This is a genomic window from Synechococcus sp. H55.9, from assembly GCF_047462355.1.
Taxonomy (GTDB): Bacteria; Cyanobacteriota; Cyanobacteriia; order Thermostichales; family Thermostichaceae; genus Thermostichus.
On the sequence record NZ_JANSJB010000001.1, the window covers coordinates 44,105 to 55,960 of the forward strand.

Sequence of the window (11,856 nt, forward strand, 5' to 3'; positions counted from 1 at the left end):
AATCCTGACGCGAGGAGAATCCTTTGCCTCTAGGCGAGGGAGTATGTCAAACTGAGGTCGGCCCTGAGTGCCCAGCGATGCCCTGGCATGAGTTGGAGTTGAGGAGTAACCTGGCCCAAAGGTGTGCTCAGGCCATTGGGAGGAGAAGGCGATGACAGAGCAGATCCGGCATTCGGCCCCAGGGGATCCCGTCTCGCCCAGACCCTCTGCTGTCCAAAGCGCTCCCCGCCGCTTCCGTGGGCGCTGGGGTCGGCGCTTGCTGCAGGGCTTGGCTCTCCTGCTGGCTTTGGCCGTCGGCTTCGGCTACTGGCGGTGGCAGACTTGGATCCAGCCTGTAGGAGGTTCAGAGCCGATCCAGGTGAGGATCCAGCCGGGCAGCAGCAGCCGTCGGATCGGGCAACAACTGCGCCAAGCAGGGGTGATCCGCTCGGCTCTGGCCTGGGAGCTGTGGAGCCGCACCTTCGGGCGCGACTGGGTCTTCCAGGCGGGCACCTACGCTCTGGATCCCAACCAAGACATGCTGACCGTAGCGCAACAACTGCGGCAGGGAAGGATCTTGCAGAGACGGCTGACCATCCCGGAGGGTTGGCGCATCGAGCAGATGGCGGCAGCTTTGGCCGAGCGCAACTGGATGCCAGCCGAAGTTTTCATTGCCACAGCCCGCGTGATCCCTCCCCTTGATTGGCTGCCCCCCAGCTTGAGCTCTTTGGAAGGCTACCTGTTCCCGGATACCTATCTTTTTCCCGTCGAACAGGTGGAGGGATCCCTGCCGAACCGGCAAAAGGCCCAGGCGGTGATCGATGCCATGCTCCAGCGATTTGTTGCGGTGGCTCTGCCCCTGTTCCGGCAGCATGCCACTTCCCTGTCTCTGCATGAGTGGGTCACCCTGGCCAGTATTGTGGAGCGGGAAGCTGTGGTGCCGGAAGAGCGCGCTTTGATCGCGGGTGTCTTCTTGAACCGGCTCAAGCAGGGAATGCCCCTGGGAGCCGATCCGACGGTGGAATATGCCTTGAATATCCGGCAAACTCCGGATCGCCGCCTCACCCTTGCCGAGGTGCGTACTCCCTCTCCCTACAACACCTACCTCAACCCCGGCTTGCCCCCTGGCCCCATCGCCAGCCCAGGCTTGGCCAGCCTCAAAGCCGTTTTGGAGCCTGAAAAGACCGATTACCTCTACTTTGTAGCCCGCTACGATGGCACCCATGTTTTCAGCAAAACTTTAGCCGAGCACGAGGCAGCCCAATTGCAGATTCTTCAAGAGCGCCAGCAAGCTGCCCAGGGATCTCGGCCCAGTTCTCAAACAAGTCCTTAGCCGAGAATGGTACGTAAGCCTTGGTTCAAGCTCCTGCAACCGGATGTGGTGGTGCCCGGCACTGTCTTGAAGTTGCGGGCCGAAGACCTGTGGGCCTGGCAGGTAAAAGGCGTCATCTTCGATGTGGACGATACGCTGGTGCCGATCCGACAGGCTGAGGTGGCTCCTGCTGTGGCCGCTTGGCTGGAGCAGTTGCGTCCGCACTTTCAAATTTGGCTGGTGAGCAACAACATCAATCGCAACCGCATCCAACAAATTGGAGAAAGCCTGGATCTACCTTACATTCACCGCGCTGGGAAGCCTTCACGGCGGGCCTTGCGGCGGGCCGTAGCTCAGATGGGCTTGCCGGTGGAGGCAGTGGCCATGGTGGGAGATCGCCTATTGACCGATATTTTGGCGGGCAATCGGCTGGGCTTGGTGACCGTGCTGGTCAACTCCCTCCTATCCGCAGAAGTCGAGAAGAACCCTACTACCCTCTTGGATCCCCGCTTTTGAGAGATTCTTTGGACAGCCCAGGCGCTCCGCGCCGCTAGCGCGACCTCTCCCTCAGGGACAGCCCTCACCCCCGGCCCCTCTCCCTCAGGGAGAGGGGAGCTGGGAAATAACGAGCTGTTTCCTTGTTATTTGCAATGACTCTATAGATTGTCACGGGGTAGCGCATCCGCCAGTTGAAATCGAGAGATAGCCCGCAGAACCGACCCATCTGCCCAAGTTTTTTGTAGAGTGACGGCAGGCCGGATCCCGCATTGAGGCCCAGTGGGCGGCGGTGCGAGGGCGGCGTGAGATCTAGCCAAAGTTCAACATGCGAACCATCCCTATCGTCAAGTCTGTCCTGCAACGGCTAAAGTCCGTGCTGAAAAAATCTCTGCGTTCTGCTCCGAGTTCTCCTCGCCCCAGATCCCTGCTTGTAGCCAATGGACGGAGCCTTATCAAACTGGGCAGCGTTCTGGCTTTGCCCTTGCTGTGCTCGGCATGGCCCGCTTGGGCCCTGACACGGGTGGCGCGTCCGGAGCTGCGCGATCTAAAGCGTGCAGCCATAGTTCGGGTGGTCGACAACAACACCCTGGTTGTCCAGCTTGAAGGGGATTTGGATTTGCGGCTGGTGCAACTGATCGGGATCGATCCCCTGCCGGCGGAGATCAATCCTACGTGGACGGAGCTGCGCGGACAAACCCCTTTGGCGGTTTACAATGCCGGCCAATATTTGCAGACGGCTTTGCTGGGACGGGAGGTGTTTCTGGAGTTGGATCCTGCCCTGGCTCCCGCTCCCACGTTACCTGCCTACGTTTGGCAGGCCAATACCCTCATCAACCAGGAAATGCTGTTTTTGGGCCATGGCCTGTTGTCTGGGCGAACCGATGGCCTCAAGTATGGCCCTATCCTCAGAGAAGCAGCCACTGCGGCAAGGCAACAGGGGCGCGGCTATTGGACGTCCTATGGCCCTCGCTGACCTGCTCCCCACGGCCAGTCGCGTTGGCGGGATGAAGTCCTGGCGTAGCTCTTAACTGGGAACTTTAGGTCGCTTTTCGCTAAAACAGCCTGTAAGTTCCAGGCCTCCCTCTCTATCCTTGGCTGGTCAACCCCCGCAGCCGAGCTGCCGGGGAGGGGCTGAGCTGTTCTCTTTAGATTTCTCGCTTGTTTATGATGATCTCATGTGGGTTTCCAATCCTGGGCTGCCCAGCTCCTCAGGGAACTGAAAGAGATCCCGCCGGGCAGTTTGGAGTTCCTTATGCCGGATGAGTTGCCGTTTACCCTAGATCAACTTCTCATTGTGCGGGCAATTGCCCAGCAGGGTAGTTTTCGCCGTGCTGCCGATAGCCTGTTTGTCTCCCAACCCGCTGTCAGCTTGCAGGTGCAGAACCTAGAGCGGCAGTTGGGGGTGGTGTTGTTCGACCGCAGTGGGCGCAAGGTGGAGTTGACGGATGCCGGCAAAGTATTGCTGCAGTACAGCGAGCGCATCCTCAAGCTGTGCCATGAAACCCTTGAGGCTCTGGCAGATTTGCAAGCAATGGGGCGGGGGCACCTGGTTTTGGGGGCCAGCCAAACGGTGGGCACCTATGTCATGCCTTCTTTGATTGCGCAATATCACCGCCGCTATCCCCAGATTGCCGTGCAGCTCTTGGTGCAATCCACGCGGCGAATCGCCCAGAAGTTGGTGGATGGTCAATTGGACGTGGCCATTGTCGGTGGGGAGATCCCGTTTGACTTACAGCGGCACTTGAAGGTGATGGCTCTGGCGGAAGATGAATACGTGCTGGTCGGCGCCCCCGGCTGTGCCGTTGACTCTCCTGCTCTAGCGGATCTGTTGACTTTGCCTTTTATCACTCTGGATCCCCAGTCTTCCACGCGGCAGACCATCGACCGGGTGTTGAATCGCCACGGCATCAACCCGGCTCAACTGAATGTGCGGCTGGAGCTCAGCTCGATTGAAGCCATCAAAAATGCCGTCCAGGCGGGTTTGGGGGTGGCTTTTTTGTCGACGGTGGCGGTGGGAGCCGATGTGGAGCAAGGTCGGTTCCAAAAGCTGGCGGTGGAAGGGCTGCAGATACGGCGTACCCTCTGGCTGGCTTTTAACCCGGAGCGCTATCAATCGCAGGCGGCCACCCGCTTTCTCCAAGGGCTACTGACCCGCCAGGACTGGCTGAAAATCCCCCCTCCCCATTTGCAGTTGCTCGGTTGAGTCGCAGCTTTTCCCGACCCCGTGGGAGTTTTTGGGATCAGTTAGGATCTCTACAAGATCCTCAGAAGAAGTGCTGCCTGGGATCCATCAAGGGCTCTGTCCCCTCACCCGTTCGCGGCGGGGTGACCTTGGCGTAGCACGGGAAAAGGCTGTATCTGCTGACGATGGGCCGATGATCGAGCAAGAGCTGTTGGAACGGCTGCCTTTGGCGCAGCGCCTGGCGGAGTTACGAGCGCGCGTTCAAGCGATCCCGCTGCAGAGGGTGAAATTGGAAGGATTGAACATCCCAGGGGCAGAGTCCTGCTGGGCCGCCTATCGAGAGTGGGGAGACGGGATCCCCCTGCTGTTTTTGCACGGTTTTATGGCCACCCACGCCAATTGGTGGCCGCTGATGCAGGGGTTGGGAGGCGAGTACCGCTGCATCGCCCTCGATTTGCTGGGGTTCGGGCAGTCCAGCCAGCCGGCCTTGCGCTACGACATCGGTGCAGAAGTGGAGTTTGTGCGCGGATTTGTCCAGGCGCTGGGCCTATCGGCTCCGGTTCTGGTGGGCCATTCTTTTGGCGGCTGGGTGGCAGCGGCCTATGCCGTGCGGTATCCACTGCGGGGGTTGGTCTTGTTGGCCCCTGCCGGGATCCGCGACGACAGCTTTGTCAAACGCTACCGCCATTTGCGGCCCTTGCTCTGGGAAAGCGTTTGGGTCGATTGGCTGTTGCGGGCGATCACCCCCCTGGCCCGATGGTGGCATTGGGAAGACAAACTGGCTCAACTCTTGTGGTTGCGCGGATCCCTGCGCCAACAACCGGTGGCCCGGCAATTTCTCCGACAACGTCTGCGCCCGCAAGCTGCCGTCGATACGGTTGAGCGTTACCTCAAACACATTCAGGCCCCCACCCTGGTGGTTGCCGCCGAACAGGACGACACCATCCCCCTCTGGCACTGCCAAACCTACGCCGCAGGGATCCCCGGAGCGCAGCTCAAGATCCTGCCCGGCGCCAGCCATGCTATCCCTGCCTTGCATGGGGAACAAGTGCTGCCCCTCATCGGGGAATTTCTCGATGCAGCTTTTTCCAAATGTTACCCGAATGCTATGGGAGTTCCCCGGTGATGGTCGATAATGCCAAGTCTTATCTTGCATCCATTGAACGGGCCAATCCAACCAGAACCGAACAACTTGAGCGCATGAAAGCTGTGGTCATGAGTGTGCCCGGTGGACCAGAGGTTCTGCAACTCCGAGAAGTCCCTGAACCTCAGATTCGCGGTGAGCGGGAGCTGCGCATCCGCCTCAAGGCAGCCGGCGTCAACCCCATCGACACCAAGCTGCGGCGGCGAGGCACCTTCTACCCCGAAGAGATGCCAGCCATCTTGGGGTGTGACGGTGCCGGCGTTGTGGAAGCCGTGGGATCCGGCGTCAGGCACTTTACGGTGGGAGATGAGGTTTACTTCTGCCACGGCGGTCTGGGCAGGCAGGCGGGCAACTATGCCGAGCTGATCGTGGTGGACGAGCGCTTTGTGGCTCCCAAGCCCAGAACACTGAGCTTTGCCGAAGCTGCGGCTGCTCCGCTGGTGCTGATCACCGCCTGGGAAGCCCTTTACGACCGGGGACGGCTGCAGGCCAGCCAACGTGTGCTTATCCACGGGGGAGCGGGTGGAGTTGGCCATGTGGCCATCCAACTGGCCCGCCTACGGGGATCCAAAGTGGCCACCACCGTGAGCACCCCAGAAAAGGCGGTGTTTGTCCGTTCTTTGGGGGCCGACTTGCCCATCTTCTACCGGCAGACCGACTTTGTGCGGGCCGTTTGGGACTGGACAGGGGGGGAAGGGGTGGATCTGGCCCTGGATACTTTGGGCGGCGCGATCTTGGAGCAGACCTTCCCCGCGGTGCGCGTGTACGGGGATATCGTCACCCTGCTGGCGCCGGCCCCGGAGACCGATTGGCGGGTGGCCCGCGACCGCAACTTGCGGGTGGGGTTCGAGCTGATGCTCACCCCGATGCTGAAAAACCTCACCAACGCCCAGCAAAACCAGGCGGAAATTCTCAGGCAGTGTGCCCGCCTCATCGACCAGGGCCAACTGCGGATCCAGCTCAGCCATACCTTTCCTCTGGCCGAAGCGGCTGCCGCCCACCGGCTGCTGGAGCAGGGATCCGTTCTGGGCAAAATTGCCTTAACCATCCCCGAGTAGGCATGCTGGAAAAGTTGGTCGAGGATCTGCCCATGGTCGCTCCTCTCACCCCCCACCTGTTGGAGAACGAGAGCTTCTACGAAAATGCCCTCTGCTGGCTGGGACGGCCCCAGACGGCCTATCGGCTGTTGAGTGAAGCGGTTTTTCCTGCCATCTCCTCTTGGGTGCGGGGAGAGGTGGATAGCCACTCTTTTAACCACTGGCAACTGGAGGATGTGCGCACCTTTCTGTATCCGGTGGTGGCCTTGGGAGACCAGGAAAGCCTCGTTCTCTGCAGTGAAGCCCTGCTCCTCTGTGGCATCGGCAACTATTACAACCCCTGTGACTTGGCCATTGTGGTGTTTGTGCAGCAGCCCCAGGAGCTGTTCAGCCAATTGATGCAGCGCATTCGCCGGGCCGAAGCCACCATCAGCCGCGGGCCAGAGGTGCGCATGCTCTCGGAACAGGTGAACCTGGCCAAGCGCGGACAAGACTACATCAACACCAAGTATCTGGTCTGGCCCTACGCCCTTTCCGGTGCAGCTCAAGATACCCTAATTAAGCAAGGGATCAGCCTGATCCGCCTCTCCCCTCAGGAGGCTGCCTTGCCCTTCAGGGAATAGGTGGCGGAAGATCGGGATCCCTAACCCCAACCTTTCCATCTCTATCGTTTTTCATGGCCGATGCCCACCTGCCCCCTTTGATCCAAGCGATGCTGGATCCCGCCTTCTACCCTCATCCGGCGCAGGATCCCATTCAGCTTATTCAAACCCACATTTCCTATATTCTGCTGACGGGGGACTATGCCTATAAGGTGAAAAAGCCTCTGGATTTCGGCTTTTTGAATTTCACCACCCTAGAGCAGCGGCGCCACTTTTGCCAAGAGGAGCTGCGCATGAACCAACGCGGCGCTCCCGGCCTTTATCTGCAGGTGTTGCCTATTTTTCAAACCAATGGCCGCTTTCAGTTCAGCGGCAGCGGCGAGCTTGTAGAATACGCCCTGCAAATGCGGCAATTTCCCCAAGAGCAACTGTTCAGCAACCTCTTTGAGCGAGGAGAGCTGACGCCGGCCTTGATGGAAGAGCTGGGGCGGGTGGTGGCGATGTTTCATGCCCAGGCCGAGACCAACGATTACATTCGCAGCTTTGGCCGGCCAGAACGGGTGCGCGAGGCCTTTGACGAGAATTACGCCCAAACCCAGCGCTACATCGGCGGCCCCCAAACAGCTCGGCAATATCGAGAAACCCGAGCCTACACCGATCGCTTTTTTGCCGAGCGGCAGGAGCTTTTCCAACAAAGAATAGAACAAGACCGCATTCGCGAATGCCACGGAGATTTGCACCTGCGCAACATCTGTTTTTGGGAAGGGAAGATCCTACTTTTTGATTGCATCGAGTTCAACGAAGCCTTTCGCTTTGTGGATGTCATGTACGACGTATCCTATGCAGTGATGGATCTGGATGCCCGCTATCGTCCGGATCTGGGCAACGTCTATTTGAACACTTACTTGGAAGAAACCGGAGATTGGGAAGGGCTGAAAATCCTGCCCATCTACCTCAATCGCCAAGCTTATGTGCGGGCCAAGGTTACCTCTTTTTTGCTGGAGGATCCCACGGCAACAGAGGAAACCAAGGCAACGGCCTTCCGCACTGCTGCTCGGTACTATCGCCTGGCCTGGGAATACACTCTCCCCAAGCAGGGGCAGTTGTTCTTAATGTCGGGATTGTCGGGATCCGGCAAAAGTACGGTGGCCCGTCACCTAGCCCGTCAGCAGGGAGCCATTCACATTCGCTCCGATGCCGTGCGCAAGCATTTGGCCGGGATCCCCTTATGGCAACGGGGGGGGCCGGCGGTCTATACCCCGGAGATGACCGATAAAACCTACCGCCGCCTGGTGCAGTTGGGCGTGGAGCTGGCCCAGGAGGGCTACACCGTGATTCTGGATGCCAAGTTCGACCGGCAGGCGCTGCGGGGAATGGCCATTGCGCAGGCCCAACAACGGGGGATCCCGCTGCACATTCTCCACTGTTACGCCCCTGAGCCTGTTTTGCGAGAGCGCCTGCAACGCCGCAGCCAAGCTCCTCAAACCGGCTGCATCGATGGAGTTGAGCAGCGCCCTGCCGACATTGCCGATGCCACGGCCGAGATGCTTACCGAGCAACAAGCCCACTGGGAGGAGTTTTCCGAGTTGGAACGGCCTTTTTTGAGGGTTCTGGATACCAGTCAAGATTGGCCCTCTCAACTTCAGCAGCTTTGGGTCTCGACTCAAACTGCACCCAGTCAGGAAAATTGACATGAGCAAGGTGGATTTCACCGTTTGCGGGTTGAGGTTATTTCCAACCCGAAAGACACTTCCCGAACCCGCCGCGCCCCGGCCCCTCTCCCAGAGGGAGAAGGGAGTTGGGGATCGACACAACCATCCGCTGCATCGCTATTTGCAATGGCTGTAGAGGAGGGCAGCAGCTCTTGTTGAGCAGGGAACAGGGGTGCGCTTACCCGAACATTTCGCCTTACACAAAGCCAGCAGGAGGTTGGGAAGTGTGTCAACGTGTCTTTAAAGGCCCCCACCCTTTTCTCACCCAACTCGACCAGAATTGACCGCCTGCAGGAGGATCCAGCGGTGAGCGATGTAACTTCAGATGACCTGCGCCTGATGCTCCTGTTCGAGGGCTTCCCTCCTGAGAAGCTAGAGGTTCTGGCCGGGCAAATGTCGTTGCGCTCCCACCCGGCCAATCAGGCCATCTTGCTACAAAATGACTGGGGCAACGCCGTTTACTTTATCCTGGAAGGGTGGGTCAAGATTCGCACCCATGATCTCGAAGGCCGGGAGATCACCCTCACCATTCTCGGCCCAGGAGAAGTCTTCGGGGAGATGGCTGCCTTGGACGAAGCGCCCCGTTCCACCGATGTCATAGCCCTAACAGCCACCAAAGTCAGTTGTCTGTCGGCCCAGCACTTTCGGGCTTTTTTGGCCTCGGATGCCCAGGCCGGCATCCGCCTTGCTCAACTCATGTCGCGTCGTTTGCGGCAGATCAACCGTCGTCTGCAGTTACGCGAGGCCAGTAGTACGGCCCGTGTTGCCGATATCTTGCTGTTCTTGGCCGAATCTCGTGGCCGGGTCAGCCGGGGTGGCGTAGAGATTCCCAACCTGCCCCATCGGGAGCTGAGCAGCTTGAGTGGCTTGGCTCGGGAAACGGTCACCCGTGTCCTGTCTAAGCTGGAGCAGGAGGAGCTGATCCGCCGGGATCGCACCCGAGAGGTTCTCTGCATTCCCCAGATGGAGGCTTTGGAGAAACTGATTGGCTGAATGGGGGGTATTACCAGTTGCCGAAAGCCTTCGCAGGGTTGTAAGATAATAAGCCCAGAGCCGGGATAGCTCAGTTGGTAGAGCAGAGGACTGAAAATCCTCGTGTCACCAGTTCAAGTCTGGTTCCTGGCATCTGACGCTACCCTCACCCCCAGCCCCTCTCCCAGAGGCCCTCACCCCTGGCCCCTCTCCCAGAGGCCCTCACCCCTGGCCCCTCTCCCAGAGGGAGAGGGGAGTTAGGTATAGAGCTCCGCGCGCTGGCGCATTCGCGACAACGCTGCGTAGCAACAACGACGTAACGATCCGCTTCATCGCTGGGCTGCGGCGTTCAACCCAAGAGCAAAAAGAAAGCTGGTCGGGAAACCCGTCTGCGAAGCCGTGACAGCTAGCGAATGTACTGGGCCAGAGCTCGTGAAGGATATCCCACCCGCAATTTGCGCAGGGCATCCCGCTCGATCTGACGAATCCGTTCCCGCGTCAGGTTAAAGTGCTCCCCCACCTCCCGCAGGGTTCTCGCCTGTTGCCCGTCTAACCCGTAGCGCAACTCCAGCACTTGCCTCTCAATCGGCTTCAGGGTTTGCATGGCAGAACGCACATCCTGCTGCATCGATTGCACAAGGATCCCTTGGAAAGGCTGCTCTTGCCGCTCATCCTGCAGCAAATCGCCAAGGCAGCTTTCTCCTTCCTGGCCAACCGGCACATCCAGTGACAGGGGCAAAGCAGCAGCCTGCTGGATCATGCGCAGTTTCTTGACTTTAATGCCCAGTGCCTCTGCCAGCTCCGCCTCGGTGGGCCGCCGCCCCTGTAGCTTCATCAGCTCGCGGTTGGTGCGTTTGAGCAGGCGTACTTTATCGACCATGTGCACCGGCAGGCGAATCGTCCGCGCTTGGTTGGCAATGCAGCGGGTGATCCCCTGGCGAATCCACCAATGGGCGTAGGTACTGAAGCGAAAACCCCGTTCCGCATTGAATTTTTCGGTGGCCCGAATCAACCCGATATTGCCCTCTTGGATCAGATCCAAAAAGGGCACCCCCCGATTGAGGTATTTCTTGGCCACGCTGACCACCAGACGCAGATTAGCGTTGATCAGCTTGCGCTGGGCCTGTTCCCCTTGTCGGATGCGGGATCGTAAGGTGGATACGGAAATCTGCAGGGCCTCAGCCAGATCCTCGTCGCTGGGATCCCTGCCCCGTTGTTGCCGCCACTCCTGCCGGGCTTGATCGATGAGGAGCTTTTGCTGGATCTTGCGCGACAGCTCGATTTCTTCGGCGTGGTCGATGCGGGGCACGCGACCGATTGTATTTAAGTAGTGATCGACGGCATCTTCATTCAACCGCGAGCCGCCAGCAACCGGCTCTGGGTCGACTTCTTGAAGGGCAGACTCAGGGTCAAACCAGAGCTCGTCGAGCTCCTGAGGCAAAGAGGCAGAGTCTTCAGGATGAGGACGAGAAAAAACCACGGCCAAGTGAGGAGAGAACGTCACCTCCCAGTCTAGAAAGGTTTTTTCTTCCGGTGCGAGCGAAAATCGATCATGCCACCCTTTTTTGTCCCGAGATTTTTCCGGTTCAATGCTCGAACAACAGGGATCCCGTCCGCCAAGCCTCTGTGGGTAAGGGATTGCCCGCCAAAAGGCAGTAAGCGATTTTCGATCTAGGCCTTGAGGTAAGATTGTTCGTGGGCTGGCCAGCTCCACGGCTGGGATCCCAAAGAAAAGGGAACCTTGCCAGCTCAGGCTACCATGGGGCGATTGGCGAGCTGCGAACCTCTTCAGTCTGGATAAAGAATATTTACAACTTGCTGCTCCTATGGAGTTGAACGACCGGCACCATCCATCGGCCAACTTGATTGGGGAGCGGGTGCGCTGGGTACGGGAGAAGCTGCAACTTACCCAAGATCAACTGGCGGGCCGCTTGGCCAAGTACGGTGTGCAGTTGGACTACGTCAAGATCGGCCAGGTGGAAAAGGGAAAACGGCGCGTCATCGACAAGGAACTGGTGGCTTTTGCCAAGGCGTTGGGAGTGTCGGTCACTTGGCTGCTAAGCGGAGATGAATCCCATCTGTAGCAGTCGGGGGGAAGCTACATCCGATTTCCCTCAACCATCCCAGGGGAGCAAGACAGTAAAGATACAGGGCCCCAACGGGATCCAGATCACCGACGCCTTCACTTCTTCATCTAAACTTGATATTGTTAACTTGCTGTTGAGACGGCCCCATTTCACCTGCTTGTGTGAGGTTGACGGATGCTCTCCTTCTTTTTCAACTCTTCTGATCCGGCCAACAACCGGCAAAGCGGAGCCCATCGTGTGCCTGCCTCGGGCAAGACCACCGGCAGGCAGCGGATCCCTAACTACAACCGCATGTCTGCTCCCCATGAGGTGCTTAAGCAGGAAAAGCAGG

The 11,856-nt window shown here is 58.9% G+C and carries 11 protein-coding genes and 1 tRNA gene; 11 read left to right on the plus strand and 1 reads right to left on the minus strand.

The genetic code is table 11. From position 1 onward, the window contains the following. Positions 1 to 151 precede the first annotated feature (151 nt). The 10 genes from mltG (at position 152) to NW857_RS00295 (ending at position 9,591) form a co-directional block, all read left to right on the plus strand. Positions 152 to 1,312 (plus strand): endolytic transglycosylase MltG, encoded by a 1,161-nt coding sequence (gene mltG / locus NW857_RS00250; protein ID WP_414334016.1) that lies wholly within the window; start codon positions 152 to 154, stop codon positions 1,310 to 1,312. Positions 1,313 to 1,318: 6 nt separating this feature from the next. Next, positions 1,319 to 1,807 carry a YqeG family HAD IIIA-type phosphatase gene (locus NW857_RS00255; RefSeq protein WP_414334017.1) on the plus strand — a complete coding sequence of 163 codons (489 nt, stop codon included), beginning with the start codon at positions 1,319 to 1,321 and terminating at the stop codon, positions 1,805 to 1,807. 307 nt (positions 1,808 to 2,114) lie between these two features. After that, on the plus strand, positions 2,115 to 2,762 hold the full coding sequence (locus tag NW857_RS00260) for a thermonuclease family protein (protein WP_414334614.1): 648 nt from the start codon (positions 2,115 to 2,117) through the stop codon (positions 2,760 to 2,762). Between the two features lie 279 nt (positions 2,763 to 3,041). After that, positions 3,042 to 3,992: a LysR substrate-binding domain-containing protein gene (locus tag NW857_RS00265; protein ID WP_414367661.1), complete on the plus strand. Its 951-nt coding sequence runs from the start codon at positions 3,042 to 3,044 to the stop codon at positions 3,990 to 3,992. Between the two features lie 172 nt (positions 3,993 to 4,164). After that, positions 4,165 to 5,097, plus strand: a complete 933-nt coding sequence (locus NW857_RS00270; RefSeq protein ID WP_414334618.1) for an alpha/beta fold hydrolase — start codon at positions 4,165 to 4,167, stop codon at positions 5,095 to 5,097. 74 nt (positions 5,098 to 5,171) lie between these two features. Then, positions 5,172 to 6,173, plus strand: coding sequence for a zinc-dependent alcohol dehydrogenase family protein (locus tag NW857_RS00275; protein WP_414367663.1), 1,002 nt, complete (start codon positions 5,172 to 5,174; stop codon positions 6,171 to 6,173). A gap of 32 nt (positions 6,174 to 6,205) precedes the next feature. Beyond that, positions 6,206 to 6,775 carry a hypothetical protein gene (locus NW857_RS00280; RefSeq protein WP_414334621.1) on the plus strand — a complete coding sequence of 190 codons (570 nt, stop codon included), beginning with the start codon at positions 6,206 to 6,208 and terminating at the stop codon, positions 6,773 to 6,775. Between the two features lie 53 nt (positions 6,776 to 6,828). Then, positions 6,829 to 8,445, plus strand: coding sequence for an AAA family ATPase (locus NW857_RS00285; RefSeq protein ID WP_414334623.1), 1,617 nt, complete (start codon positions 6,829 to 6,831; stop codon positions 8,443 to 8,445). 360 nt (positions 8,446 to 8,805) lie between these two features. Next, positions 8,806 to 9,459: a Crp/Fnr family transcriptional regulator gene (locus NW857_RS00290; RefSeq protein WP_414337388.1), complete on the plus strand. Its 654-nt coding sequence runs from the start codon at positions 8,806 to 8,808 to the stop codon at positions 9,457 to 9,459. A 59-nt stretch (positions 9,460 to 9,518) separates the two neighbouring features. After that, positions 9,519 to 9,591: transfer RNA gene (locus NW857_RS00295), tRNA-Phe, on the plus strand. A 253-nt stretch (positions 9,592 to 9,844) separates the two neighbouring features. Here NW857_RS00295 and NW857_RS00300 read toward each other — a convergent pair. Continuing rightward, positions 9,845 to 10,942, minus strand: coding sequence for an RpoD/SigA family RNA polymerase sigma factor (locus NW857_RS00300; RefSeq protein WP_414367665.1), 1,098 nt, complete (start codon positions 10,940 to 10,942; stop codon positions 9,845 to 9,847). Between the two features lie 322 nt (positions 10,943 to 11,264). On the opposite strand from NW857_RS00300, the gene NW857_RS00305 reads away from it, so the two are divergent. Then, positions 11,265 to 11,522, plus strand: coding sequence for a helix-turn-helix domain-containing protein (locus NW857_RS00305; protein WP_414334625.1), 258 nt, complete (start codon positions 11,265 to 11,267; stop codon positions 11,520 to 11,522). Positions 11,523 to 11,856: the final 334 nt, after the last annotated feature.